This window comes from Streptomyces sp. NBC_01017 (assembly GCF_045162795.1).
In the GTDB taxonomy this organism is placed as follows: domain Bacteria; phylum Actinomycetota; class Actinomycetes; order Streptomycetales; family Streptomycetaceae; genus Streptomyces; species Streptomyces machairae.
Genome location: NZ_CP108683.1, coordinates 2,621,305 through 2,644,396, shown reverse-complemented (window position 1 = coordinate 2,644,396; position 23,092 = coordinate 2,621,305). Strand labels below are relative to the sequence as shown.

Below are 23,092 nucleotides of genomic sequence, written 5' to 3'. Positions count from 1 at the left end.
ACGGCAGGATGAACCGATTGACACTCGGCCTCGCGGTAGGGGCCGGGTACGTCCTCGGACGTACGAAGAAGATGAAACTGGCATTCGCCATCGGCACCATGGTGGCCGGTAAGCGGATGCATCTGAGCCCGCGGGCGCTCGCGGACCTGGTGTCCCAGCAACTGCAGAACAACCCGCAGTTCAAGGAGATCGGGGACCAGCTGCGCGAGGACCTGCGCGGCGTCGGCCAGGCCGCGTCGGGCGCCCTCGTCGAGCGGCAGCTCGACGCCTTCGCCGACCGGCTGCACGGGCGTACCGCACAGGTGCGTGACCAACTGGAGGGCGTGGTTCCCGAGACGCCGGATCTCGGACTGCGGGACGAGGAGTCCGACGAGTCCGAGGCCGAGGAGTCCGAGGCCGTGGAGTCGGAAGAGAGGCCGCGTCGGAAGACGGCCAAGAAGGCTCCGGCGGCTCCGGCGAAGAAGACCGCCAAGTCGGCGGCCAAGAAGGCGCCCGCCAAGAAGACCGCGGCCAAGAAGACGACAGCGAAGAAGACGGCCGCGAAGAAGACGACCGCCGCACGCGGGGCCGCCCGGAGCGCGCGGGCCCGGGTGCCGAAGGGTGGTGGCGAGCGATGACCGAGACGCTCGGATCTGCGAGTTCGACCGCCCGCGGGGCGAAGGAATCGCTCAGCGGCGTCGCCCGGAGCGAGGCAGCCGACCGGCTCAAGGCCGAACTGCGGGACTACGTGGCCGCACAGGCCACGCGACTGCTGACCGGCGCCGGCCGCAAGCTCGGCGAGACCACGCTCAAGCTGAACGACATGGCCGACGGCAAGAGCCCGGGCTTCGCCAAGCTCGCCCTGGACGGCGGCCGCAAGATCGCCGAGGGCAAGGGCCCCCTGCGCTCCGCGCTGGAGCTGGGCGCCTCCCGGGCCAAGGACAGCGTGACCGGGGCGCTGAAGAACCTCGTCGGCGGCAAGGGCAAAGGCAAGGGCGGGGCGGGCAAGAAGCCCACCGTCATCCTTGAGTACGTCGATGTGGGCGTCCCGCTGCGCACCGCGTACGACCAGTGGACCCAGTACCAGGACTTCAGCACCTTCGCGAAGGGCGTGAAGAACGCGAACCGTGCCGACGACACGAGTTCCGACTGGCAGCTGAAGGTCTTCTGGTCCAACCGCAGCTGGAAGGCGCACACCACCGAGCAGGTGCCCGACGACCGCATCGCGTGGACGTCGGAGGGCGCCAAGGGCACCACGAAGGGCGTCGTCTCCTTCCACCGGCTCGCCGAGAACCTCACCCGTGTCCTGCTGGTCATCGAGTACTACCCCAAGGGCCTGTTCGAGAAGACCGGCAACATCTGGCGCGCCCAGGGCCGCCGCGCCCGCCTCGACCTCAAGAACTACGTCCGCTTCATCACCCTCAGGGGAGAGGCGGAGGACGGCTGGCGCGGGGAGATCCGCGACGGCGAGGTCGTCCGCAGCCATGAGGACGCGGTCGCGGAGGAGGACGAGGAGGCGTACGAAGGAGAAGAGGAGGAGAACGAGGAAGCACCTCGCGCCGAGGAGGAGGACGAGGACGCCGAGAGCGGGGAGTACGCGGACGAGGACGCGGAGGAACCGGAGGGCGAGTACGAGTCCGACAGCGAGGACGAGGCAGAGTACGCGGACGAGGACGAGGCCGAGGAGGAGCCCGAGGCCGAGTACGAGGCCGAGGAAGAGCCCGAGGCCGAGTACGAGGAAGAGCCCGAGGACGCGCACGCCGGTGGCGGGAGCCGCCGATGACGACTCCCGGGCGGCTGCCTCAGCCCTACGGCCACGACAGCGGCGCCAACCTGGCCGACATCCTTGAGCGCGTGCTCGACAAGGGCGTCGTCATCGCCGGCGACATCCGGATCAACCTGCTGGACATCGAACTCCTCACCATCAAGCTGAGGCTCATCGTCGCCTCGGTGGACAAGGCGAAGGAGATGGGCATCGACTGGTGGGAGGACGACCCGGCACTGTCCACTCGGGCCCGTCGTGACGAACTCACCCGGGAGAACGCCGAGTTGCGTGAACGCCTGGCCCAGCTGGAGCCCGCCCGGGCACAGAAGGAGGCCCCATGACCGCACTGCGCTATGTCTACGCCGTCTGCCGCCCCTTTCGCTCGGCCCTCCAGGTCCAGCTGACGGGGGTGGCCGGGGCGCCCCCGAAGCAGCTGACCCACCACGGCCTGATCGCCCTCGTCAGTACGGTGCCCGAGGCGGACTTCGCCGAGGAGCCGCTCCGGGCCCATCTGGAGGACATGGACTGGCTCACGGCGACGGCCCGCGCCCACCAGCAGGTCATCGACGCGCTCACCGTCGTCACCACCCCGCTGCCACTGCGGCTCGCCACCGTCTTCCGGGACGACAGCGGCGTACGCACGATGATGGAAGCCCGCGAGGAGGACTTCCGGCGCATCCTCGACCGGCTCGAAGGGCGGGTCGAGTGGGGCGTGAAGGTGTACGCCGAAACGGAGCCCACGGAGGGCGTGCAGCCCACGCCGCCCGCCGAGCCCGCGGGCACGTCGGGCCGTGACTATCTGCGCCGGCGTCGCATGCAGACGCGGGCCCGCGAGGACGTATGGCAAAGGGCCGCCGAATTCTCCGGACGGCTGCACGAAAAACTTTCCCTGTTCGCCGAGGATGCCCGGCTGCACGCCCCGCAGAGCGCCACGCTCTCCGGGGCATCCGGGCAGAATGTGCTCAACGCCGCCTATCTGGTACCGCGCGCGGTTTCCGAGGAATTCGTGGAACTGGTGGACCGGGAGAAGGACGACGCTCCCGGAATCCGGGTCGAACTCACCGGGCCCTGGGCGGCCTATTCCTTCACCGAGGAGTTCGCGGAGGAACCGGAGGAGCGGCAGTGACCGTCGTGGAACGCCGTGAGGTCGCCCTCGTGGACCTGCTCGACCGGCTGCTCGCCGGGGGCGTCGTCGTCACGGGGGACATCACCCTGCGCATCGCGGACGTCGACCTCGTCCGTATCGACCTGAACGCACTGATCAGCTCCGTCAACGAGCAGGTCCCGTCGCCCTGGGGGGAGCTGACGTGACATCACAACGCAACCGCCTGGATCTCGAACCCGACACCGTGGAACGCGATCTCGTGAAACTCGTCCTGACGGTGGTGGAGTTGCTGCGTCAGCTCATGGAGCGCCAGGCGGTGCGCCGCTTCGACACGGGCGAACTGAGCGAGGAGCAGGAGGAGCGCATCGGGCTCACGCTGATGCTGCTCGACGATCGCATGACCGAGCTGCGCGAGCGCTACGGACTGCGGCCCGAGGACCTCAATCTGGACCTCGGGCCGCTGGGACCGCTGCTTCCCCGGGAGTGAATTCATTTCAGCGAATTCAGTTCACTCCCGGCATATCCTTTTTCTCACCACCGATACCAGCGGCCCCTGCCTCCTGCCGCGGTCGTACCGCGCATCACGAATCCCAGGAGCCACAGAACGAGGACCACGATCGCGATCCACCACAGTGCCTTCAGTGCAAATCCGGCACCGAAGAGAATCAGAGCCAGTAGCAGTACGAGCAGAATAGGAACCATAGTTTGACCTCCTGCTCGCCGAGTTTCCAGAAAGGCGCGATTCAGGCGCCCTTTCGGCACAGAATTTCCCCGTGCAGCACGCTGAACCAGCCGTCGTCGTGGCGCCCCCACTCCCGCCAGGCCTCCGAAACGGCCCGCAACTGCTCGGCACTCGCGTGCCCGCCCTCGGTGGCCCGCTCGGCATACGCCGAGGCCAGCGTGCGATCCGCCCACAGCCCGCTCCACCAGGCCCGCTCGTCCGGCGTCGCGAAGGTCCAGGTGCTCGACGTGGCCGTGATGTCCGTGAGCCCCGCCCGCAGCGCCCAGGACCGCAGCCGGCGTCCGGCGTCCGGTTCGCCGCCGTTGGCGCGGGCGACCCGGCGGTACAGGTCCAGCCAGGCGTCCATCCCCCGGGACGCCGGATGCCAGGCCATGGCCGCGTAGTCCGAGTCCCGGACCGCGATGAAGCCGCCCGGCCTGGTCACCCGCTTCATCTCGCGCAGCGCCCCGACCGGATCGCCGACGTGCTGGAGCACCTGGTGGGCGTGGACCACGCAGAACGTGTCGTCCGGGAAATCCAGGGCGTGCACGTCGGCGACCGTGAAGCCGACGTTCGCAAGACCGCGTCCGGCGGCCGTGGCCCGGGCCTGCTCCAGGATCTGCGGTGACCGGTCGACGCCGGTGACGTGACCGTCGGGGACCAGGGCCGCGAGGTCGGCGGTGATCGTGCCCGGGCCGCAGCCGACGTCCAGGACCGACATGTGCGGCTTCAGTGAACCGAGCAGGTAGGCGGCCGAGTTGGCGGCGGTGCGCCAGGTGTGCGAACGCAGCACGGACTCGTGGTGCCCGTGCGTGTAGACGGCGGTCTCCTGCGGCTTCGCATGTGGCTTCGACATGCCGGTTCCCCTCGTCTCGTCGTAACGGCTCAGGGGGCGTACGGCCCCGGGGCGGTACCCGACACCGTACGCGCGCATGTCGCATGCTGAGACCTGTGTTTTACTATCTGGACAAGCCCGGAAGGCTCTCTCGACTGATCAGGCGCCGCGCAGCGGCCGGTAGACCGTCAGCGCCTCCGGCAGCTTCTCCAGCGTCACGTCGCCGCCCACCTCGGTGACTTCGCCGTCGTAGGCGAGCAGCGCGCCCGGTGTGACGCCGGACAGGTGCAGCCGGCCGACCTGGACCGCGGCGTGGGCGGGGGAGCGGGTCAGCGGGCCCGCCACGGCGGCCGCGAGCAGGCGCAGTGCGGGCCGGCGGCCGCCGTGCACGACCCGTACGTCGAGCACACCGTCCGCGAGATTCAGCCGCCGGGCGGGGGCGAGGCCCATCCGGTGGTACGTGCCGTTGCCGGCGAACAGCATCCACAACGGGTGGGCGCGGCCCGCGACTTCGGCGTGCAGCGGATGGCTGTCGCTGCGCAGGACACGCAGCGCCGCGAGCACTCCGGCGGGCCAGGCGCCGACCCGGTGCTCGAAGCGGTCCCTCTCGCGCACCAGCTCCGGATACACGCCGAGGCTGCACGTGTTGAGGAACAGACCCTGCTGTCCGTCGCAGGTGAACCGGCCCACGTCCACGCGCACGGCCTCGCCGCGCTGGACGGCCCGGCTCAGATCGCGTTCGTCCTCCACACCCAGGTCGAGGGCGAAGTGGTTCAACGTGCCGCCGGGCAGCACCGCGAGCGGCAGGCCGTGCAGCAGCGCGACCTCCGCGGCCGCGTTCACCGTGCCGTCGCCGCCGCACACGCCGAGTACCCGGGCCCGTTCTGCGGCCTTGTGCAACTCGGCCCGGGTGTCGTCCGGTTCGCACTCGACGAGCTCGGCGCGCGGCAGCAGGTCCAGCAGCGCGTGCACCCGGTCGGAGCTGCCCGACCCCTTGTTCGCGACGACGACCAGGCCGTCCCCCTCCGTCAGCGCCGGGACGTCCGTACGGGGCCGGGCCGGCGGGACCGCACGGTCACGCGTCGGCACCATCCCCCGTACGGCGAACGCGGCACCCGCGCCCAGGGCCGCGCCCGCCAGCACGTCGCTCGGGAAGTGGACGCCGGTGTACACCCGTGACAGCGCGACCGACCAGGCGATCGGGGCCACCGCCAGGCCCCACGCGGGCGACTCCAGCGCGACACCCGTCGCGAACGCGGCCGCCGACGCGGCGTGACCGGACGGGAACGACGTGGTGATCGGCTGCCGCTTCAGCTGCCGGATCGCCGGTACGGGGTCCAGTACGGGGCGGGGGCGGCGCACCGACCGCTTGCCGAGGGTGTTGATGGTCAGCGAGGCCAGGCTCAAGGAGGCGATGCCGCGGACCGCGGCCCGGCGGCCCCGGGGTGTCCGGCTTGCGGCCATGGCGGCGGCCGTCGCGAACCACAGCACCCCGTGGTTGGCGCTCCGGCTCAGCCTCGGCAGGGCCCGCTCGGCATATGGCCAGTTCCGCTCGGCGGCGAACTCGAACAGCCGGGAGTCGAGAGCGAGGAGCCGGTTGCGCAGGGCATGGCGGCCGCGCTTGGACAGGGTGAGGTCGACGTCTGGGCTCATACAGGGGTGGGTACCCTGAAGTGGCCGATTGCTGTCCGGCCAGTGGTGACCGACACACGGAGGAACCCGTACATGCGCCTGCTCCTCGTCCGCCACGGTCAGACCACCGCCAACCTGGACTACCTGCTGGACACGGCCGTCCCGGGCGCCGGCCTGACCGCGCTCGGCGAGCAGCAGGCCGCCGCCCTGCCCGAGGCGCTGGCGGACGAGGACATCGACGCGATCTACGCATCCACCCTGGTCCGCACCCAGCGCACCGCCGCCCCGCTGGCCGCCGCACGCGGCCTGGAGGTGCTCGTCCGGGACGGGATCCGTGAGGTGTTCGCCGGCGATCTGGAGATGCTGCGCGGCGACACGGAGGCCGGGCACACCTACATGAGGACCGTGTTCGCCTGGGTGGCCGGCGACACCGACCTGCGCGTGCCGGGCGGCGAGAGCGGCACGGAGGTGCTGGCGCGCTTCGACTCCGTGATCGCCGAGGCCGCCGACAGCGGAGCCGGGGCCGTCGCCATGGTCAGCCACGGCGCCGTGATCCGGATGTGGACGGCGGCCCGGGCCACCAACGTCGACGTCCCCTTCGCCGCGGCGCACCCGCTCGACAACACCGGGGTCGTGGTCCTGGAAGGGGCACCCGAAAGCGGCTGGAAGGCGCTCTCGTGGGCGGGAGCCGTCGTCACTCCCGCGAGCGACAGCGGGCCGGCAGGACAGGCCGTCGACGAGGACGCGCCGTAGGGCTGCGGCCCGAAACCGCCCGGCCTTCGGAATATGCGTTTGCCCGGGCTCCTCGGCGGCCCCCACAATTCGACCCCATGGGACATCTGGAAGCCGCGCACCTCGAGTACTACCTCCCCGACGGGAGGGCGTTGCTCGGCGACGTGTCCTTCCGGGTGGGGGAAGGGGCCGTCGTGGCGCTGGTCGGCCCCAACGGTGCCGGCAAGACGACCCTGCTGCGGCTGATCTCCGGAGAGCTGAAGCCGCACGGCGGCACCGTCACCGTCAGCGGCGGGCTCGGCGTGATGCGGCAGTTCGTGGGGTCCGTACGGGACGAGACGACCGTACGCGACCTGCTCGTGTCGGTCGCGCCGCCCCGGATCCGCGAGGCCGCGAAGGCGGTCGACACCGCCGAGCACGGGATCATGACCGTCGACGACGAGGCCGCCCAGCTGAAGTACGCGCAGGCCCTCGCCGACTGGGCCGAGGCGCGCGGCTACGAGGCCGAGACGCTGTGGGACATGTGCACCACGGCCGCGCTCGGCGTGCCGTACGAGAAGGCGCAGTGGCGGCAGGTGAGCACGCTGTCCGGCGGTGAGCAGAAGCGGCTCGTGCTGGAGGCGCTCCTGCGGGGCACGGACGAGGTGCTGCTGCTCGACGAGCCCGACAACTACCTCGACGTACCCGGCAAGCGATGGCTGGAGGAGCGGCTGAAGGAGACCCGCAAGACGGTCCTCTTCGTCTCCCACGACCGTGAACTCCTCGCCCGCGCCGCCGAGAAGATCGTCTCTGTCGAGCCCTCACCGGCAGGTGCGGACGCGTGGGTGCACGGTGGCGGCTTCGCCACCTATCACGAGGCCCGGCGCGCCCGCTTCGCCCGCTTCGAGGAGCTGCGCAAACGCTGGGACGAGAAGCACGCCCAGCTGAAGAAGCTGGTGCTGGCCCTGCGTCAAGCCGCCGAGAACAGCCCCGACATGGCCTCTCGCTACCGCGCCGCCCAGACCAGGCTGCGCAAGTTCGAGGAGGCGGGGCCGCCGCCGGAACCGCCGCGCGAGCAGGACATCAGGATGCGGCTGAAGGGCGGGCGCACGGGGGTGCGGGCCGTCACCTGTGAGGCGCTTGAGCTCACGGGTCTGATGAAGCCGTTCTCCCTGGAGGTCTTCTACGGCGAACGAGTCGCCGTTCTCGGCTCCAACGGGTCCGGCAAGTCGCACTTCCTGCGGCTGCTGGCCGGGGAGGGCGTGGCGCACACGGGGGAGTGGAAGCTCGGGGCGCGTGTCGTGCCGGGGCACTTCGCGCAGACGCATGCGCACCCGGAGCTGATGGGGCGGACGCTGCTCGACATTCTGTGGAAGGAGCATGCGCAGGACCGTGGGGCCGCGATGTCCCGGCTGCGCCGCTATGAGCTGACCCAGCAGGCCGAGCAGGCCTTCGACCGGCTCTCCGGGGGGCAGCAGGCCCGGTTCCAGATCCTTCTGCTGGAGCTGGAGGGTGTGACTGCCCTGCTCCTCGACGAGCCGACGGACAACCTCGACCTGGAGTCCGCCGAGGCTCTCCAGGAGGGGCTGGAGGCCTTCGAGGGGACGGTGCTGGCCGTCACGCACGACCGGTGGTTCGCTCGGTCGTTCGATCGATATCTGGTGTTCGGCAGCGACGGGCGTGTCCGTGAGACTCCGGAGCCGGTGTGGGACGAGCGGAGGGTGGAGCGGGCGCGGTAGTTTTCCTCGCCCCCGCCGCCCCTACCCGTCCGTGGGCTGGTTGCTCACGACCAGCGCAGCAAGGCACCCAGCCCGCCCGCCGGGTCCTTCTCCGGCCCGGTCGGGGTCACCGACAAGGCGCCGGCGCCCGTCGCGACCGCGCAGCGGAGCAGGGCGTCGTCCGCCCGGGCCGACCAGGAGTTCTGTTCGCCGAGGATCTTCAGGTCGGTGCGGCGTACCGCCAGCTGGTCCGCGTCCTCGCCGACCCAGACCGCACGGTGGGCGTCGGGGCTGTCCCGGCGGATCAGGAGTTCGTCGATACGGTGCTCGCGCGCGGCCTCGACCAGGGCGGGTACGCCCTCCACGGCCCCGGCGCGGCCCTTGGGCCCGGGATCGCGGGCCGCCAGGAACCGTTCCAGTTCTCGGGCCGCCCGCTGCCGTACGTGCTCGGCGCGGGCCTGTTCGACATCCTCGTCGAGCAGCCGGCTGCCGGTGCCGTGCGGGGCCTCGACCACGAGGTCGTGCAGCCGCTGCGGCAGCCGTTCGTGCACGGTCCGCCGCTCGCGGTCGTCCCCCACGAGGATCAGCAGGTCGGCGCGGGTCTCCTCCTGGCAGACGGTGAGCGCGTCGGCGATCTCGGCCGCGTTGTGCTCCCAGGTGTTCTCCACCTTGAGCTGGAAGTGCCGCTCCGACCAGTCGGCCGTGCTCGTACGGTGCACCGGATGCTGCCGCCCGGTGACCGCGCCGACGTCCTGCCGGCCCAGCGCGGTGCGCAGCTCGAAGGCGGCGCCCCTGCGGTCGACGTACGCCACCACGCACACCGGGTCCTCGCCCGCCAGCTCCAGCAGGGGCGCGGTGTGCGGCAGCGGGGCCCAGCGGGAGCTGTCGCGCTGCGGGGCGCGGGCCAGCGGCGGATCCAGGGCCACCTCACCCGCCCGGGCGAAGATCGCGCGACCGTACGGTTCCGACGAGTGCTCCAGCCCTTCCAGTGCTTCCTGTACGGCCCGGCAGGTCGCGTCGTCGGCGCCCTGCCCGGCCAGCTCGCGGGACAGGGCCCTGGCCGTCAGGTGCCGCTCATGAGGGGTGTCCTCCGTATGCCGGGACGTGCCCACGTACACGGAGGCCCAGGGCCCCGGGTGTTCGTACAGTGGATGCAGGAAGGCGAGATCCATGGCTGTCTCCCGTACTCCGCTCGGGTGCTGTGTGCTCAGCGGGCGGGTACCCGGACCGCATGATTGAACACGACGAGCGGGGTACCACCATGACCGGAGTCGACCCCGGCCGGCTGGACGACCAGCAGCTCATGAAGGAGCTGGAGACCATCCACCGGACGCGCCACGACACACTGCTGTACGGCTCGAACGACGCGCTGCGGGCCCACAACGACCGCATGGCGCAGCTGGAGGGCGAATACCTGCGCCGCAACCCCCGCCGCACCGTGGCCGCCGGCCGCACCCGCGAGGGCGCCCGCGACCGCGGCGCGGGGTGAGAGGAGGCGGCGGGAGGAGATGGGAGGTGGGCCGCGTCAGACGGCCTCCCTCTTGGACTCCCTGGCGAACACCTCCAGGAACGTCTGGCAGAACGCCTTCAGATCGTCCGGCTTGCGACTGGTGACCAGCTTGTTGGTGCCGTGGTCGCAGATCCGCACCTGCTCGTCGACCCAGGTGCCGCCCGCGTTGCGGATGTCCGTCCGCAGGCTCGGCCAGGAGGTCAGCACCCGCCCGCGTACGACGTCCGCCTCCACCAGCGTCCACGCGGCATGGCAGATCGCGGCGACCGGCCGGCCCTGCTCGAAGAAGTCCCGCACGAACGCGACGGCCTTGCTGTTCGTCCGCAGATAGTCCGGGTTGGCGACCCCGCCCGGCAGGACCAGCCCGCCGAAGGAGTCCGCCGACGTCTCGCCCACGACCTCCTGCACGGGGAACTTGTCAGCCTTGTCGAGATGATGGAACGCCTGGATCGTGCCCGGCTTCGTCGACACGAGCACCGGCTCATGGCCCGCGTTCACCGCCGCCCGCCACGGATCGGTGAGCTCGACCTGCTCGACGCCCTCGGGTGCGGTCAGAAATGCGATACGCATGATGCCTCAACTCTCTTTCGGGCCCTGAAATGGGCCTCGTCACTCGTGAAGCGCTTCATGTCCCACGTGTGGACGTGCTGCTCGACCGGCTTGACCTCGCGGTCACTGTCGACAGGCGTACGCACGTCCCACAGCGCGGTCGCCCCGTGCGCCGCGGTCGCGCCCAGCTGCACGCTCAGCGGCAGCGGGTCGACCTCGGCTCATCCGGTCACTCGCCCGGAGCGGCGCGGCTGATGTCCGCCAGCGCCGAGTCGGGGTCCTCGGTCTCCGCGAGATCGCCGAGGCTGACGACGCCGACCGGCAGCCCGTCCTCGACGACCGGCAGCCGCCGTACGGAGTGCTTCCGCATCAGCGCGACCGCGGCGGACACCCGCTCGCCCGGCCCGATCACCACCGGATTGCGGGTGCACACCGACCGGGCGCTCACCGTCAGCGGATCGGCGCCGTCCGCGACCGCCCGCACCGTGATGTCACGGTCGGTGAGGACGCCCACGACGTCCTGGCCGTCGGCCACCACGACATCACCGATGTCCTGTGCCCGCATCAGCTGTGCCGCCTCGACGAGCGAGGCGTCCGGGCGGACGGCGACCACGCCCGGCGTCATGACGTCCTTCACGAATTCAGCCATCGCTGGCCCTCCTGCGTTCCCGGCCGGTGACGGGTGCCGCGGCCGTGGCGGCGTGACCCCGCCCGCAGTACCCACCGACCGGGCCGCTATGCCTTCGCCCGGCGCGTGGCCCGCCCGCCCCCGGTCAGGGCCTCGGCCAGCTCCTGGACGTTGGCGTAGCGCGTCGAGCGCGGCAGGCGCTCCATCGGCTCGACCAGGGCGTCGGGGGCGTACCCGCGGCGCAGCACACTGATCAGCTCCCGTGGGGTCGCCGGGAACGCGCTGCGGCCCAGGAACCGGGCCAGCTCCAGCCGGACCACCGCCAAGGAGGCCGTGGACGTCCCCGGCGCCACCGGGCCGCCCGCGACCTCCAGGTCGTCGTCGGCGGTCGGTTCCGGATCGTGCCACTCCTCCGTCCGGGTGGGATGCCCGGATCGCAGCAGCCCTTGCAGTTCGTGCTTCATCTCGTCGTCACGATGGACGCTCAGCCGAGCACTGCCTCGCTGCATGACTCCCTCCAGATCTTCGCGTCCGCACCGCGTACCCGCACATCGGTGGCCGACACAGGGTTTGCCGATGCCAGGGAGGGTGACCCGGATCTCATCCCCCACACACGTTCGGTTCTGGGGAAGGACCAGGTCATGGCACTGCTCGCTGTGCTCCTCCCGCTTCTGATGCTCGGCGTGGTGCTGGCACTGGGCCGCTACGAGGAACTGCTGCTGCCGAGGGAACAGGACGAGGACCGCCCGGAAGGGGCGGCGCTCGGTCACTGAGGCGCCACCGCCCTGGGGTGCCGTCCACGACGAGCAGAACCCGGTCCTCCAAAGGCAGGCTCCACGGACGTCCGCGCCGTGCCTCCTCCGCGGTCTCGCGGCGCACCACGGTCACCGACTTGCCGAAGCAGCGCGGACTCAGCCCGGCGAACGGGGCTGTCCAGGACGGCTCCGACGCCGTGATCACACCAGCCACGTCAAGATCATCTCAGCTGTGACCAGGCAACCCCTAGGGTGTGCGGCATGACACTGCAACTTGTTCAGGTCAACTTCAAGGCCCGGGACGACTCGGCGCTCGGCCAGTTCTGGGCAGAGGTGCTCGGCTGGGGTGTTTCCAGCGAGGGGCCCGGAGTCACCAACCTGGAACCCGTGGGCTTCGACTGGCCGGACCCGTCCGCCGTCTGCGTCGATCTCGTCCGCGTCCCGGACCCGGAGACGGTGAAGTACCGCGTGCACATCGAGCTCGCCACCACCTCCGACGCCCATCGGACGGAGCTGGTCGCCCGTCTGAAGGAGCTCGGGGCGACGACCGCTGATGTGGGCCAGGGCGCCGTGCCGTGGACGGTGATGGCCGACCCGGAAGGCAACGTGTTCAGCGTCCTGGAGCCCCGAGAGCTCTACCGGGACACCGGGCCGATAGCCGCCGTGGTCGTCGAATGCGCCGACCCACGGGCCATGGTCCGGTTCTGGGGCGAGGCGATCGACTGGACCGTCCACGAACTGACCGACGACCGCGCCCTGCTGCGCTCCGTCAAGAACGTTGGGCCGTACCTGGAGTTCCGCCGCACGCCGGACGACAAGGTCGTATGGAACCGCATCCATCTCGATGTGATGTCCAACCCGGTCGAGGACCAGACGAAGGAGGTCACCCGGCTCGAAGGGCTTGGTGCGACACGGGCCGACGTGGGTCAGGGTGACGTCCCCTGGGTCGTCCTGGCCGACCCGGAGGGCAACGAGTTCTGCGTCCTCGGCCGGGGCTGACGCGGACCACCGTCCGCTCCCTCATGGCAGTGCGCAGCGCCGGCGTTCGCGGCGGGGCTTGCGCGTGCTGGTCGCGGCGACTGCCGTCTCAAGGGCGACGGTGTGCACCACGCGATGCTCGGCGTCGCGCACCTGCACAACCTCGCCCTGATGGGCTGAGCGAACCACCGCCCAACGGCATTCGGGCCCCGGTCAACGAAGATCATTTACGGGACAACCCGTAGGAGCAAGAACGGATAGGGCAGGGTGTCCGGCTAGGTCATGTAGCCATCGGGCGAACTCTTGGGCAGTCCCCACAGGTCCAGCCGGCCGAGCAGCATGCCGCGCTGGTTCGCCTGGGTCTGGGCACCGTCGTACGCGAGCCGGCGGACGTCCACATCACGGGCGAAGCCCGCGTCGGCCGAGTCTGTGGCCGGCATCGATGCGCCGGAATCGTCGCCGGCTCTGTAGGCGGTCAATGTCCACACCGCCAGGGCAAGCACGGCGACCACCGCCGCGACGATGAGCAGTGGTCGCGCCTTCGGACGGGGCCCGTTCGGCGTCGCTGCCCATCGTCATGGGCTCTTCGATAGGTGTTTCCATGTGGCTCATGCCGCGGTCAGGCCGCCCGTGCAGGCGGCTCCGGGCTCCGGAGTCTGGGCGCCCTGGACGTACTTGGTCAGAAACTGCTCGACCCGTGGCTCGGAGGCGTTGTCCACGGTGAGCTGGCGGCCCCAGGCCGACAGCATGATGGTCCCGGACTGGTCCTCGGCCGGGCTCATCAGGGTGTACGGGGTTCTGGAGACCTTGTCGCCGAGCTTTTTGATGTCGGCCTCGGTGGCCTTGTCGTTGTACGTGATCCAGACCGCCCCGTGTTCGAGGGAGTGGACGGCGTTCTCGTTCGCGATTGCCTTGGTGTAGACGGTCCCGTCGCAGGTCATCCACGCCTGGTGGTGGTCGCCGCCGACGGGCGGGTTCATGGGGTACTTCACCGCGCCCTGGACGTGGTTCTGGGTGAGCTTCTTCTTGTCCCAGGTCTTCTCGCCGCTGACGGGCGCCTTCGCCGCGGCCGCCTGCTGCTCCTTCTTCTCGTTGGCGCTGTTGAGGGCGTAGGCGCCCCAGCCGACCAGTCCGGCGACGATGACAGTGCTGAGCGTGATGGTGATGACGCGGTTGCGGCGCTCGCGCGCTCTTTCGGCGCGGCGCATCTCCTCGATGCGGGCCTTGCGCGACAGGGCTGCGGCCTTCTTGCTGGTCTTGCTCATGGCGTGGGCGTCCTTCCTCCCGCCGTACGGCGGTGGATGCGGGGAGTTGACGTGTTCTTCGGCGCGTCCGCTCGCGTGAGCGCACGGCGTCGAGGCATCCGTCCAGGTCCGCTGCACCTGGAGGACGTGGAGGTCGGGGCCTGCCCCCGTCGGCGGGGCGTGGGCGAGGAACGCGGGTGTGCCAACAGGCCTCGGGAGGTCCGGCAGGCGGGGCAGGAACACCGCCGGATGATGGGAGGGCGCGGCGAGGATCACTCGCACGTCGTGCACGGCGGGTGCGCAGCACGTGCCACCGGCGGGACGGTCGCCCGAGTGAGCAGCCGGCACGGCATGGTGGTCGGTCATGTCGCCGGTCGGCACCTGCACGCCGGAAATGCCGGTCATGGCGGCGGCCCGGTCACCGTTGCTGCCATGAGTCGCGTACCCCAGACACAAAACCAGTGCTCCGAGCAGGACGGCCAGGGCAGGGCAGAGGGCCGCGGTATGCGTGGTCCACCACGGACCGCGGGTTCGGGGCTGCGCCAACTGCGCCCGGCTCATCACGGGAGATGTTGAGCGGTTCCTGTGGGTGATGTGACGGTCGGGCACAACTGGGCAGTGCTCCAGGTCGCCTTCACGTGCCTCGGCGCAGACGCAGGTGCGCAGCGACGCATCCTTCGCCCGGAGCGAAGCATCACCCGTTGATCAGGAACGAGGCCGAGGCCTGCTGAACTGCTCAAGGTCGGGACGCGGCGAAGAACGGCATCGAGTCCACCGGGACGATCTCGATGTTCTTGCCGGTGCGCGGAGCGTGGATGGCCTTGCCGTCACCGACGTACATCCCGTTGTGCTGGGTGTCGTTGTACCAATAGATGATGTCGCCGGGCTGCATGTCCGACCTGGACACCTTCCGGCCGGCGTCGTACATCTCCTTGACGGTGCGGGGCAGGGACACGCCCGCCGTGCGCCAGGAGGCGCCCACGAGTCCTGAGCAGTCATAGGAGTTGGGGCCGGTCGAGCCCCACTCGTACGGCTTGCCGAGCTGGGCGTAGGCGAAGTCGAGTGCGGACTTGGCGCGACCACTGGCGGGACCGTTGTAGTCGGCGGCCGAGTCACTGACGCCCGCGGCGGCGTCGTCGCGCTCCTGGGCGGCCTCCATACGGGCGCGCTGTGCGGCGGTCAGGCTGTTGAGGAGCTTGCGGGCCTTGGTGAGTTTGGCTTGGACCTCGTCCTTCTTCTCCTTGGCCTTGGTGCGCGCCTCCTGGAGGGCCTCCAGCCGCTGCGCGGCGCCCGCGCGTTCCTGGGCGAGTTCCCGCTGCTTGCTCTGAAGGGCGCGCAGGGCGTCGGCCTGACGGTCGCTCGTGCGGCTGACAACCTCGGCCTTCTCCAGGAAGTCGTCCGGATCGCCGGCGAGGAAGAGCTGCACGCTCGGGTCGATGCTGCCGCTGCGGTACTGCTCCGCCGCCAATGGGCCCAGCTTGTCGCGTAGTTCGTTGAACTCCTGCTGCTTGCGAGCCAGCCGGTCCTGGGCGCCGTCGACCTCCCGCTGAAGCTTCTTCTGCTCGGCGAGGACGCCGTTGTACTCCTCGGTGGGGCCCGTGGCTTCCTCGTAGAGCTTCTCCACCTGCTTGCGGACCTCGTCCACCGTGGGCTTCGGAGCCGCCTGACTCTGTGTCGGCAGGAGGCTGACCGCGCCGACGATGCTACCGAGGGTGGCTATCCGGGCACGGCTGGGCGGCTTCGGCCGACGGTGGGTTCCCATGCTCGGGGTGACTCCTCTGGGCGTCCGGGGACCGGGGGAGGGCCTGCGGTCGTCGGATCGGAGCCTTCGACATCGGCCTGGTAAGCACGTTAGAACTTAGTGCCTTAGTAGTAAGTGCCGCAAGTGACCCCAGGTGACGGTGGTTTCAGGCGGAGCCGATCAGCCGAGCAGAGGGGGGCACGCGACGAGCAGTGGCAGCAGCGGAACCAACGCGGCCGCGGTGGCCACGGTCCCCCAGAACACAGGGTGAGGGGACTGGCGAGGAGCGAGCACTCGCTGAAGGCGGATCAGTACCGTCTGCCCGCCGGCAGCGAACGCGCCCTTCGGTGTGCGAGCCGCGGCCATCTCGTACATCGCCGTGGCCAGGGCCTCACCGGAGTGGCGGCGCAAGGCACAGTCATCGGCGACCATCTCCAGGAGAAGCGCGGTCTGTTCCCGGCCGTGGCGGGCAAGCGGCAGTCGGCGGAACACCGAGTGGAACGCCTGAGCGGCGGCCAGGGCCAGATGATGACGCCCCACGATGTGGCCCCGCTCGTGCTCCAGCACGGCGGCGAGCTGCTCCGGCGTGAGTCCACGCACGGCAGCGTCGCTGATCACCACGCGCGGGTGGCGGCCGGGAAGGCAGTACGCGGCGGGGAGATCGTACGGCAGGACGGTGGCCCGCAATCTGGCTGAGTGGTGGCCCACCAGGTCGACCGCTTCGCGGTGCCGTGTCCGCTCGCGGCGCGCTCGTACTGCATGGGAGGCGAAGCTCGCGATCAGGGCGATACCGATGGCGGCCGGCAGGGCGACGGCGAGTCGGTCCGCCGTCGCGGGGTCGGGCTCGTCGGGGCCCACGTGCAGTCCACAGGAGTGGAGCAGGCCCACCAGGCCCGCGTGCAGGTGCTCGGTCGGCATGGCCAGGTTGTATGCCGCGAGCGCGGCCCCGATCGCGAACGCGACCATCAGCGCGTGCCACACCGCCGCCGCCAGGGCGGGTGCCCGGTGCGGCCAGACCGCACGCAGGAGCAGGCGCGGGGCGACGAAGCCCACGGCGGCCGTGTACCCGACCAGGAAGGGGGCCGCGTTCACTGCTTCGCCTGTCGGCCCACGTTCTGCAGAGCCTTGCGTAGGGCGGCCACCTCGTCCTCGGACATGTTCTCGACGAAGTGGACGAGTGCGGCCGAGCGGTCCTTGCTCTCGTCCAGGCCGTCCTCCATCAACGCGGCGGCATACGCCTCGCGGCTGCGGACCGGTGAATACAACCAGGCTCGCCCCCGCTCCTGCTTTGTGCGCAGCAGCCAGCCCTTGGTGTAGAGGATGTTGGCGACGGTCATCACCGTGGTGTAGGCGATGGGACGGGTCTTGTTGAGGTCGTCGACGACCTCGCGCACCGTCGCCGGACGGTTCCACGTCCAGAGACGATCCATGATCTCCGCCTCGAGATCCCCCAGCCGCCGCATGGCCCCGACTTCCTTCCACCACCGAATGCGCAGGGGCCATAGTAGACGTCTGCCCTGCCCGGATTGCATGGGCGGCTGACGTCACCGTGATGCCTGGGCCGCAAACAGTGGGGATGGCGTGGCCGGCCGGGGAGGCCGGGCGGCCACACCTGTCCCCGCCACAGTGTCAGACAGAAGTGAGCTGCGGTTCCGCACGTACCGCCAGGCGCCCGCTGCGCGCGAGCCCGGCGACCGAGGCCGCGCAACCGAGTCCGACGGCGGTGAGGACGCACCAGGCCAGCCAGAGAGCGTCGTGCTGTTGCGCGAAGCCCCAGAGAGCGCCGACGGCGAGGTTGCCGAGGGTGATGCCCAGACCGGAGACGGTGTTGTACAGGCCGTAGTGGGTGGCCACGAGCTGGTTGCCGGAGAGCCTGACGACCGTGTCCATCTCGAAGGGATAGGCCACCGCGCTGCCGACCGCGAGCAGCGTCACTGCCGCGACGAGTGCGGCAAGGATGGCGAGTGTGGCGCCGGGTGGGGTGAGGACGAGAGGCAGGAAGGCCAGCCCCATCACGGCCAGCCCTCGCACCAGTGCCTGGGCGGGGCCCCAGCGTTGCTTCGCCCAGCCCGTCAACCGCAGCTGCCCGAGGACGGCGACCGCGGCCGAGACGACGAACAGCCCGCTTGTTGCCCAAGTCCCCTTGACGCCCAGGGCGCCGGCAGCAGCCAAGGGGAGCGCCAGATAGACCTGGAAGGTCAGCACGTATGAGCCGATCATCGCGGTGGCGAAGAGCAGGAAGGGCCGGTTGGCCACAACCGTGCGCCACTGTGCCAGCACACTGTCCGGCTCGCCTGCCGCGCCTGCCGTCTCGCCGCGGCGGGCGGGCAGGGCACGCCACTGCAGCAGCGTCAGGACGGCGAAGATCGCGGCTGCCACGACGCACACGAGGCGGAAGTCGGTCGCAAGCAGCGCGAGTCCGACCAGGGGACCGAGAAGCATGCCGGCCTGGTAGTAGACGTTGAAGGTGGCGAAAGCATCCACACGCCGGTCGCCGGCTTCGGCGGCGAGGTAGGCGCGGACCGCCGGGTTGAACAGAGCGCCGGCGAAGCCCGTGGCCGCCGAAGCCGCGATCAGGGCGGGGAGGTTGTCGACCCAGCCGAGCATGCCGAAGCCGAGCGTGCGCAGCAGGCAGCCGGCCATGATCGGGGCCTTGTAGCCGAATCGGTCGGCGATCGTGCCGCCGATGAGGAACATGCCCTGCTGGGAGAAGTTGCGCACGCCCAGGACGAGTCCGACCGCCCAGGCCGCAAGTCCGAGACTGCCGGAGAGGTGGGCGGCCAGGTAGGGCATGAGCATGTAGAAGGCGAGGTTGATGGCGAACTGGTTGGCCATCAACAGCCGCACGGCGGGCGGGAAGAGGCGGGTCTGGCGCCACAGGGTCTTCACCGGGCGGCTCCCGCGAGTGCCTGCTCGGCGGTGCTCCGCTCGCTGGTCGCGGCGACGGGATCGGCGATGTGGGTGCAGCGGGTCCAGCGGGTGACGACCCGGTCGGTGGCGCGGGCGATCTCGTCGGGGTCGTCGGCAGGCACGTGGCCGAGGAGGCGGTGTTCGCCGCAGAAGGCGTCGTCGAAGACCGTGCCGACATAGCGTTGTGGGCCGTCGGGGAAGACGGCGACGATCCGTTCCTCGGCGGGCAGAGTGCGGGCCAGCCAGCGGGCGACCAGGGCGACCGCGCCGACGCTCCAGCCGCCGGTGGCGTAGTGGTGGCGGGCCAGGCGGCGGGCGGCCCACACCGCTTCGGGGGCCGCGACCCAGTGGACCTCGTCGAACAGGTCGTAGGCGACATTGCGGGGGTAGATGCTGCTGCCCAGCCCGCGCATCAGACGGTGCGCCGCGGGCTGGCCGAAGATGGTCGAGCCGGTGGTGTCCACACCGGCCACGCGCAGCTGAGGGAAGAACCCGCGCAGGACGGAGGCGATCCCCGCGGAGTGACCCCCGGTGCCCACGGAGACGACGAGGGTGTCGATCCGGCCGAGCTGGGCGACGAGTTCGTGGGCGAGCGGGGTGTATGCGGCCACGTTGTCGGGGTTGTTGTACTGGTCCGGACACCAGGCCTCCGGGTGCTCGGCCAGGAGTTCGGCAACGCGCCGACGGCGGGCCTCCTGCCAGCCCCCGGTGGAGTGCGGGGTGTCGACGAGGTCGACGTCGGCGCCGTATGCGGTGAGCAGCCCGGTCAAGAGGGGTTCCATTCCGGGGTCGGTGACGACGGTGATCGGGTGGCCGTAGGTGGCGCCGGCGAGCGCGAGACCGAGACCGAGAGTGCCGGAGGTGGACTCGATGATGCGGGCGCCGGGCAGCAGCTGTCCGCGTGCACGGGCGGCCCGGACCATGTAGAGGGCGGTGCGGTCCTTGATGCCACCAGGGTTGTGGCCTTCGAGCTTGGCCCAGAAGCCGCGACCGGCGGCGGTGAAGGGTTCGCCGATCCACAGCGTGGGCGTGTCGCCGACCAGGCCGGCGGGTGTGTGCATCGGGCGTTTGGTGTCGGCCGGCAGCCGGGCGGGTGAGTCGGGGACGGCAATGGGGGTGAGGTGGTTCATGGCGTGCTTCTCCTGCGGCCGGCGCCGCGAACGGGAGCCGGTCGTGTGCCGGGGGAAAGATGCGGAGGTGATCGGGTTACCGCGCCGGAGTCGTACGTGAGGGCGCGGCAGCGGGGTCGATCAGGTCCGCCACACGCCGATGCGGGCCCGCGTCTGCCCGGCGGATGGCACGCCGGGCGCCGGGGGTGAGGGCTGCAGGGCCGGAGACAGAGACTGCGTATGTGCGCCGAGTTGTTCGGCGGGCGGGGCGTCAACGACCGCGGGAACGGCCAGAGTGACATCGCGCGGGGGTTGAACAGTCGGCTCGTCCAGGCCCCAGCAGTGAACACCGCCGTTGTTCGCTGGAGGCGTCTGCTGGAACGTCGCTTGCTGTGACTGCTCCGAAGTCGGCCCACAGCTCACGGAGGGGGCGAGCCGCAGAGTGTCGGCCTGCCCTGCCGGGGTGGTTGCAGGACCGTGTGCACAGGCCAGGAAGTGCACAAGCGCGGCCAGCAACACCACGAGCACCGCTCCGGTCCGTGACACGGAGCGGCTGCTTCGAGGGATCGAGCCAGCCCACATGAACACAAAGGGTAATCAATCGAGTACATAAGGTTCTTGTCAAAGGAAGCGTCTGCGTGCACGGTCAAGCCGCGGCGCGAGGCCGAGACTCCCCGCAATGCCTGGACCCGTACGCTCTCTGGACGGATGCCGGTACGGACAGCTCTCGTTGCCGCTGATCACCGGATCGGGTGAATCCGGCCCCCGATCGGCGTCATCTGACTGCTGTCGTGCTCTTCGCGCCCCTGGCCCTCCTGCACGCGATGTTCAGCCCGCCCTCTCCCACATTTCCGGGCTGGACCTGGACGGCTGCCGACTGCGAGCCGCCGCCTCGAATCCGCATCGCTGGCAGCCGGTGGCGAACTTGCTCGCCACCGGAGTGGGTGCGGAACACCACAGCGGTGACTCCTCCCAGTCCTACGACGCTGCCGGCTGCGGGCCACGCCGGCTCGCCCCGAACTCCGTGTCAGCCTCGCGCAGCGTGCCCAAGGCGTGGGCCCGTTGGATGCGAAACTCGCCGGCCGGGGCGGCTACTGGACCACCGACCGCCTGCGGCTTTTGCTGCCCGGTACCTGGACATTGCGCGTCACGGTGCGCCTCACCGACGTCGACCGGGGCACAGTGACCAAGGACGTGACCATCAGGCCGTCACCGGCCTGGCCGAGGCGTCCGGCACGCTCCTCGCAACCGACCGGTGCACACCACGCCGCGGCGGCGGAGGCCCCTGGCGCCGTCTCCCGACACACCAAAGGGCGGGATCCACCGGGCGCGCCCCCGGCTGATCCCGCCCTTTCGCGTGTGCCTGTTCAGACGGCCAGCGTGGATACCTGGCCGCGAGCAGGCTTCGGTTCGAGGACGCGTTCGGCCAGGAAGCCGAACAGGAGCCCGAACGTCGACCACAGCACGGCCTGCACGCCGATGGAGGCCAGACGGAACTCCCACAGGTCGGTGGCCGGGAAGCCCTTGGGAGTGTTCTCGCCGGACGGCAGGACGACCATCGCCATCGCCACTACCGCGACGAAAGCGAGGCCGGCGGCGATGGAGGCGTTCCAGTTCCCCCACGCAGGTGCGAGCCTTCGACCCAGCAGGAGGGCGGCGATGCCCAGCAGCACGGTGAGGGCGATCATCAGGACGAACAGGATGGTGCGCTTGTCGAGGGTGTCGGGGTTGCCGACGGCGGGTGGGTTGGCCGGGTACTTCAGGATCGGCACGAGGTAGACGAGCAGGAACCCGGACAGAGCAGTCAGGCCCGCCGTCGCCCGTGCGCCGAACCCACCTATCCGGCCCAGCGCGAAGCAGAACGCCAGGGCCGCGATGCCGCCGATGGCGACACCGAAGACCAGCACCCCCGTGGCGAGCCCGGCAGTTGACTGCACGGAACGGCTGACGAGTTCCTCGCCGCCGTGCTCATGGGAGTTGGCACTCTCGAACGCGATGGCCGCGTCGACGGGACCTTCCCCGACCAGGTAGGCGAAGACGAAAGCGAGCACGCCCGCGGCGACGCCGGCGAGCATGCCGCGTACCAGCAGGGTGCGTACGGTGACGGAGTTCATGGAAGGGCGCTCCGTCAGTGGCAGGGGAAGCCGAGGAGATGGCGGGCGTCGTGCACCCACTCGTGCACGCCCTCACCGGAGACCACGGCCGTGGCGCCCTGTTCGGCGCCGACGAAGTACAGCAGGACCAGCATCAGAACGCCGAAGAAGACGGCCCACGGGGCGATTGCCCGCAGCGGCAGCGGCGTGAGGGTCTGGGTGGTGGGAGTGGGGGCAGCGGTGGACTGCGTCATGGCGAGACCTCCTCGGGAACATCGCGTCCCGCATCGTGTGGAGCACTCGACGACAGCGTTGGGTCTGACTCACCACCCTCGCCTGGTTGGCTGGGTGGCACACAGTGGCGCGACCGTGCCGGGCTTGCACCGGCTTCCGTAGCGCCGTCGTCCTTGTCGCCCCAGATGGTAGGGGCAATATGAACTTCGGCCAATATGGCGTAAGCCACCTACGATGAACCGCCCCCGGCGACCCGACGAAAGGGCCTGCATGACCGTCCGGCTCACCCTGCTGTGCGCCGCCGCTCCCGTCGAGCGCGACGTTCGCTTCGGCGACGTGCCCCTCGACGAACGGGCGCTCCGGCAGGCCAAGGCGGCCGCCGGGGCCCTCCCCTCGGTCGGCACTCTGCTCACGGCGCCGTCGCAGCGGTGCACGCAGACGGCCCAGGCCCTGGGCTGGGACGTGGTCACTGCGGAACCTGCGCTCCGGGACATCGACATGGGCTCCTGGCGCGGCCGCACTCTCAGCGAGGTCGCGGCCAGTGATGGTGCTGGTCTCGCCACCTGGATGGTGGACCCCGGAGCAGCGCCGCACCTCGGGGAGTCCGTGGCCGAGGCGTGCCTCCGGGTCGCCGCCTGGCTGGACGCGCTGCCGGCCGATGCGGGGCGGATTCTGGCCGTGGTCGAGCAGGCGGTCGCGCGCGCAGCCGTGGTCCACGTGCTGGACGCCCCGCAGCGGTCGTTCTGGAACGTCGACGTGCCGCCGTTGTCCACCGTGCAGCTCACCGGCCGGAACGGCCGATGGAATCTGCGGATGGGGGGCGTCTCTGACGCGCCCGTCGGTGGAGACGGCTGAACGCCGTGCTGCCCCAGGTG

The 23,092-nt window shown here is 70.5% G+C and carries 28 protein-coding genes, 2 pseudogenes and 1 riboswitch; of the genes and pseudogenes, 13 read left to right on the top strand and 17 right to left on the bottom strand.

Features of this window, described 5'->3' with window-relative positions; translation table 11 throughout:
• The first annotated feature begins 8 nt into the window (after nucleotides 1-8).
• From OG331_RS12260 to OG331_RS12235, 6 genes are read left to right on the top strand one after another with little or no spacing between them, the layout of a single operon-like run.
• A complete protein-coding gene (locus OG331_RS12260) occupies nucleotides 9-617 on the top strand; it encodes a DNA primase (protein ID WP_406195037.1) in 609 nt (202 codons plus the stop codon).
• Nucleotides 614-1,762, top strand: a complete 1,149-nt coding sequence (locus tag OG331_RS12255) for an SRPBCC family protein (protein WP_406195035.1) — start codon at nucleotides 614-616, stop codon at nucleotides 1,760-1,762. Before OG331_RS12260 ends, OG331_RS12255 begins: the two co-directional genes overlap by 4 nt.
• The gene (gene gvpJ / locus OG331_RS12250; RefSeq protein ID WP_406195032.1) at nucleotides 1,759-2,085 is read left to right on the top strand and encodes a gas vesicle protein GvpJ; all 327 of its coding nucleotides are present in this window, start codon (nucleotides 1,759-1,761) and stop codon (nucleotides 2,083-2,085) included. Before OG331_RS12255 ends, gvpJ begins: the two co-directional genes overlap by 4 nt.
• Nucleotides 2,082-2,870, top strand: coding sequence for a GvpL/GvpF family gas vesicle protein (locus OG331_RS12245; RefSeq protein WP_406195030.1), 789 nt, complete (start codon nucleotides 2,082-2,084; stop codon nucleotides 2,868-2,870). Before gvpJ ends, OG331_RS12245 begins: the two co-directional genes overlap by 4 nt.
• Complete coding sequence (locus OG331_RS12240) at nucleotides 2,867-3,055, top strand: gas vesicle protein (RefSeq protein WP_030953078.1); 189 nt, start codon at nucleotides 2,867-2,869, stop codon at nucleotides 3,053-3,055. Before OG331_RS12245 ends, OG331_RS12240 begins: the two co-directional genes overlap by 4 nt.
• Nucleotides 3,052-3,336: a gas vesicle protein K gene (locus tag OG331_RS12235; RefSeq protein WP_328421329.1), complete on the top strand. Its 285-nt coding sequence runs from the start codon at nucleotides 3,052-3,054 to the stop codon at nucleotides 3,334-3,336. Before OG331_RS12240 ends, OG331_RS12235 begins: the two co-directional genes overlap by 4 nt.
• A gap of 44 nt (nucleotides 3,337-3,380) precedes the next feature.
• Here OG331_RS12235 and OG331_RS12230 read toward each other — a convergent pair whose 3' ends face one another.
• From OG331_RS12230 to OG331_RS12220, 3 genes are all read right to left on the bottom strand, one after another.
• Nucleotides 3,381-3,551: a hypothetical protein gene (locus OG331_RS12230; protein WP_062716500.1), complete on the bottom strand. Its 171-nt coding sequence runs from the start codon at nucleotides 3,549-3,551 to the stop codon at nucleotides 3,381-3,383.
• Between the two features lie 41 nt (nucleotides 3,552-3,592).
• The gene (locus tag OG331_RS12225) at nucleotides 3,593-4,426 is read right to left on the bottom strand and encodes a methyltransferase domain-containing protein (RefSeq protein WP_406195026.1); all 834 of its coding nucleotides are present in this window, start codon (nucleotides 4,424-4,426) and stop codon (nucleotides 3,593-3,595) included.
• Between the two features lie 138 nt (nucleotides 4,427-4,564).
• Nucleotides 4,565-6,058 carry a bifunctional phosphatase PAP2/diacylglycerol kinase family protein gene (locus OG331_RS12220; protein ID WP_406195023.1) on the bottom strand — a complete coding sequence of 498 codons (1,494 nt, stop codon included), beginning with the start codon at nucleotides 6,056-6,058 and terminating at the stop codon, nucleotides 4,565-4,567.
• Nucleotides 6,059-6,130: 72 nt separating this feature from the next.
• On the opposite strand from OG331_RS12220, the gene OG331_RS12215 reads away from it, so the two are divergent.
• Nucleotides 6,131-6,790, top strand: coding sequence for a histidine phosphatase family protein (locus tag OG331_RS12215; RefSeq protein WP_406195020.1), 660 nt, complete (start codon nucleotides 6,131-6,133; stop codon nucleotides 6,788-6,790).
• 77 nt (nucleotides 6,791-6,867) lie between these two features.
• Entirely contained in the window at nucleotides 6,868-8,487 is a 1,620-nt protein-coding gene (locus tag OG331_RS12210; protein ID WP_406195017.1) for an ABC-F family ATP-binding cassette domain-containing protein, read from the top strand.
• Nucleotides 8,488-8,531: 44 nt separating this feature from the next.
• Here OG331_RS12210 and OG331_RS12205 read toward each other — a convergent pair whose 3' ends face one another.
• Nucleotides 8,532-9,638, bottom strand: coding sequence for a Vms1/Ankzf1 family peptidyl-tRNA hydrolase (locus OG331_RS12205; RefSeq protein ID WP_406195014.1), 1,107 nt, complete (start codon nucleotides 9,636-9,638; stop codon nucleotides 8,532-8,534).
• Nucleotides 9,639-9,697: 59 nt separating this feature from the next.
• On the opposite strand from OG331_RS12205, the gene OG331_RS12200 reads away from it, so the two are divergent.
• Complete coding sequence (locus OG331_RS12200; protein WP_328878179.1) at nucleotides 9,698-9,955, top strand: DUF6158 family protein; 258 nt, start codon at nucleotides 9,698-9,700, stop codon at nucleotides 9,953-9,955.
• 36 nt (nucleotides 9,956-9,991) lie between these two features.
• Here the strand turns inward: OG331_RS12200 and OG331_RS12195 are convergent, their stop codons facing one another.
• From OG331_RS12195 to OG331_RS12185, 3 genes are all read right to left on the bottom strand, one after another.
• Nucleotides 9,992-10,546: a type 1 glutamine amidotransferase domain-containing protein gene (locus tag OG331_RS12195; RefSeq protein WP_406195011.1), complete on the bottom strand. Its 555-nt coding sequence runs from the start codon at nucleotides 10,544-10,546 to the stop codon at nucleotides 9,992-9,994.
• A gap of 208 nt (nucleotides 10,547-10,754) precedes the next feature.
• A complete protein-coding gene (locus tag OG331_RS12190; RefSeq protein WP_406195009.1) occupies nucleotides 10,755-11,174 on the bottom strand; it encodes a CBS domain-containing protein in 420 nt (139 codons plus the stop codon).
• Between the two features lie 86 nt (nucleotides 11,175-11,260).
• Nucleotides 11,261-11,662 carry a DUF2795 domain-containing protein gene (locus tag OG331_RS12185; protein WP_406195006.1) on the bottom strand — a complete coding sequence of 134 codons (402 nt, stop codon included), beginning with the start codon at nucleotides 11,660-11,662 and terminating at the stop codon, nucleotides 11,261-11,263.
• A 132-nt stretch (nucleotides 11,663-11,794) separates the two neighbouring features.
• Here OG331_RS12185 and OG331_RS12180 point away from each other — a divergent pair, with 132 nt between their 5' ends.
• Nucleotides 11,795-11,926, top strand: coding sequence for a hypothetical protein (locus OG331_RS12180; RefSeq protein WP_406209968.1), 132 nt, complete (start codon nucleotides 11,795-11,797; stop codon nucleotides 11,924-11,926).
• Nucleotides 11,927-11,954: 28 nt separating this feature from the next.
• Here OG331_RS12180 and OG331_RS12175 read toward each other — a convergent pair.
• A pseudogene (locus OG331_RS12175) lies at nucleotides 11,955-12,122 on the bottom strand (IS5/IS1182 family transposase); the annotation flags it as partial.
• Between the two features lie 47 nt (nucleotides 12,123-12,169).
• On the opposite strand from OG331_RS12175, the gene OG331_RS12170 reads away from it, so the two are divergent.
• Together OG331_RS12170 and OG331_RS12165 are read left to right on the top strand one after the other, a co-directional pair.
• On the top strand, nucleotides 12,170-12,907 hold the full coding sequence (locus OG331_RS12170) for a VOC family protein (RefSeq protein ID WP_406195003.1): 738 nt from the start codon (nucleotides 12,170-12,172) through the stop codon (nucleotides 12,905-12,907).
• 78 nt (nucleotides 12,908-12,985) lie between these two features.
• Nucleotides 12,986-13,066: pseudogene (locus tag OG331_RS12165) on the top strand (IS5/IS1182 family transposase); the annotation flags it as partial.
• 95 nt (nucleotides 13,067-13,161) lie between these two features.
• Here the strand turns inward: OG331_RS12165 and OG331_RS12160 are convergent.
• The 9 genes from OG331_RS12160 to OG331_RS12120 form a co-directional block, all read right to left on the bottom strand.
• The gene (locus OG331_RS12160; RefSeq protein WP_406195001.1) at nucleotides 13,162-13,398 is read right to left on the bottom strand and encodes a hypothetical protein; all 237 of its coding nucleotides are present in this window, start codon (nucleotides 13,396-13,398) and stop codon (nucleotides 13,162-13,164) included.
• 96 nt (nucleotides 13,399-13,494) lie between these two features.
• On the bottom strand, nucleotides 13,495-14,151 hold the full coding sequence (locus OG331_RS12155; protein ID WP_406209965.1) for a DUF3105 domain-containing protein: 657 nt from the start codon (nucleotides 14,149-14,151) through the stop codon (nucleotides 13,495-13,497).
• Between the two features lie 715 nt (nucleotides 14,152-14,866).
• The gene (locus OG331_RS12150; RefSeq protein WP_406194998.1) at nucleotides 14,867-15,892 is read right to left on the bottom strand and encodes an NlpC/P60 family protein; all 1,026 of its coding nucleotides are present in this window, start codon (nucleotides 15,890-15,892) and stop codon (nucleotides 14,867-14,869) included.
• 159 nt (nucleotides 15,893-16,051) lie between these two features.
• The gene (locus OG331_RS12145) at nucleotides 16,052-16,963 is read right to left on the bottom strand and encodes a M56 family metallopeptidase (protein ID WP_406194996.1); all 912 of its coding nucleotides are present in this window, start codon (nucleotides 16,961-16,963) and stop codon (nucleotides 16,052-16,054) included.
• Nucleotides 16,960-17,334, bottom strand: coding sequence for a BlaI/MecI/CopY family transcriptional regulator (locus OG331_RS12140; protein WP_406194994.1), 375 nt, complete (start codon nucleotides 17,332-17,334; stop codon nucleotides 16,960-16,962). The genes OG331_RS12145 and OG331_RS12140 overlap by 4 nt, the downstream gene beginning before the upstream one ends.
• Before the next feature lie 166 nt (nucleotides 17,335-17,500).
• Nucleotides 17,501-18,760 (bottom strand): MFS transporter, encoded by a 1,260-nt coding sequence (locus tag OG331_RS12135; protein WP_406194992.1) that lies wholly within the window; start codon nucleotides 18,758-18,760, stop codon nucleotides 17,501-17,503.
• Entirely contained in the window at nucleotides 18,757-19,911 is a 1,155-nt protein-coding gene (locus OG331_RS12130) for a PLP-dependent cysteine synthase family protein (RefSeq protein WP_406194990.1), read from the bottom strand. Before OG331_RS12130 ends, OG331_RS12135 begins: the two co-directional genes overlap by 4 nt.
• A gap of 1,346 nt (nucleotides 19,912-21,257) precedes the next feature.
• Entirely contained in the window at nucleotides 21,258-22,004 is a 747-nt protein-coding gene (locus OG331_RS12125) for a CbtA family protein (protein ID WP_406194987.1), read from the bottom strand.
• A 14-nt stretch (nucleotides 22,005-22,018) separates the two neighbouring features.
• A complete protein-coding gene (locus OG331_RS12120) occupies nucleotides 22,019-22,237 on the bottom strand; it encodes a CbtB-domain containing protein (protein WP_406194984.1) in 219 nt (72 codons plus the stop codon).
• 62 nt (nucleotides 22,238-22,299) lie between these two features.
• Nucleotides 22,300-22,375, bottom strand: a riboswitch (cobalamin riboswitch).
• A gap of 112 nt (nucleotides 22,376-22,487) precedes the next feature.
• Here OG331_RS12120 and OG331_RS12115 point away from each other — a divergent pair.
• The gene (locus tag OG331_RS12115; RefSeq protein WP_406194981.1) at nucleotides 22,488-23,072 is read left to right on the top strand and encodes a histidine phosphatase family protein; all 585 of its coding nucleotides are present in this window, start codon (nucleotides 22,488-22,490) and stop codon (nucleotides 23,070-23,072) included.
• Nucleotides 23,073-23,092: the final 20 nt, after the last annotated feature.

Excerpts from the sequence above, each read along its gene's own strand:
- OG331_RS12125 (WP_406194987.1), bottom strand. The coding sequence starts at position 22,004 with ATGAACTCCGTCACCGTACGCACCCTGCTGGTACGCGGCATGCTCGCC.
- OG331_RS12120 (WP_406194984.1), bottom strand. The coding sequence starts at position 22,237 with ATGACGCAGTCCACCGCTGCCCCCACTCCCACCACCCAGACCCTCACG.
- OG331_RS12205 (WP_406195014.1), bottom strand. The coding sequence starts at position 9,638 with ATGGATCTCGCCTTCCTGCATCCACTGTACGAACACCCGGGGCCCTGG.
- OG331_RS12210 (WP_406195017.1), top strand. The coding sequence starts at position 6,868 with ATGGGACATCTGGAAGCCGCGCACCTCGAGTACTACCTCCCCGACGGG.
- OG331_RS12245 (WP_406195030.1), top strand. The coding sequence starts at position 2,082 with ATGACCGCACTGCGCTATGTCTACGCCGTCTGCCGCCCCTTTCGCTCG.
- OG331_RS12230 (WP_062716500.1), bottom strand. The coding sequence starts at position 3,551 with ATGGTTCCTATTCTGCTCGTACTGCTACTGGCTCTGATTCTCTTCGGT.
- OG331_RS12255 (WP_406195035.1), top strand. The coding sequence starts at position 614 with ATGACCGAGACGCTCGGATCTGCGAGTTCGACCGCCCGCGGGGCGAAG.
- OG331_RS12260 (WP_406195037.1), top strand. The coding sequence starts at position 9 with ATGAACCGATTGACACTCGGCCTCGCGGTAGGGGCCGGGTACGTCCTC.
- OG331_RS12140 (WP_406194994.1), bottom strand. The coding sequence starts at position 17,334 with ATGCGGCGGCTGGGGGATCTCGAGGCGGAGATCATGGATCGTCTCTGG.
- OG331_RS12185 (WP_406195006.1), bottom strand. The coding sequence starts at position 11,662 with ATGCAGCGAGGCAGTGCTCGGCTGAGCGTCCATCGTGACGACGAGATG.
- OG331_RS12155 (WP_406209965.1), bottom strand. The coding sequence starts at position 14,151 with ATGAGCAAGACCAGCAAGAAGGCCGCAGCCCTGTCGCGCAAGGCCCGC.
- OG331_RS12170 (WP_406195003.1), top strand. The coding sequence starts at position 12,170 with ATGACACTGCAACTTGTTCAGGTCAACTTCAAGGCCCGGGACGACTCG.
- OG331_RS12180 (WP_406209968.1), top strand. The coding sequence starts at position 11,795 with ATGGCACTGCTCGCTGTGCTCCTCCCGCTTCTGATGCTCGGCGTGGTG.
- OG331_RS12215 (WP_406195020.1), top strand. The coding sequence starts at position 6,131 with ATGCGCCTGCTCCTCGTCCGCCACGGTCAGACCACCGCCAACCTGGAC.
- OG331_RS12225 (WP_406195026.1), bottom strand. The coding sequence starts at position 4,426 with ATGTCGAAGCCACATGCGAAGCCGCAGGAGACCGCCGTCTACACGCAC.
- OG331_RS12190 (WP_406195009.1), bottom strand. The coding sequence starts at position 11,174 with ATGGCTGAATTCGTGAAGGACGTCATGACGCCGGGCGTGGTCGCCGTC.
- OG331_RS12150 (WP_406194998.1), bottom strand. The coding sequence starts at position 15,892 with ATGGGAACCCACCGTCGGCCGAAGCCGCCCAGCCGTGCCCGGATAGCC.
- OG331_RS12115 (WP_406194981.1), top strand. The coding sequence starts at position 22,488 with ATGACCGTCCGGCTCACCCTGCTGTGCGCCGCCGCTCCCGTCGAGCGC.
- OG331_RS12220 (WP_406195023.1), bottom strand. The coding sequence starts at position 6,058 with ATGAGCCCAGACGTCGACCTCACCCTGTCCAAGCGCGGCCGCCATGCC.
- OG331_RS12195 (WP_406195011.1), bottom strand. The coding sequence starts at position 10,546 with ATGCGTATCGCATTTCTGACCGCACCCGAGGGCGTCGAGCAGGTCGAG.
- OG331_RS12200 (WP_328878179.1), top strand. The coding sequence starts at position 9,698 with ATGATTGAACACGACGAGCGGGGTACCACCATGACCGGAGTCGACCCC.
- OG331_RS12130 (WP_406194990.1), bottom strand. The coding sequence starts at position 19,911 with ATGAACCACCTCACCCCCATTGCCGTCCCCGACTCACCCGCCCGGCTG.
- gvpJ (WP_406195032.1), top strand. The coding sequence starts at position 1,759 with ATGACGACTCCCGGGCGGCTGCCTCAGCCCTACGGCCACGACAGCGGC.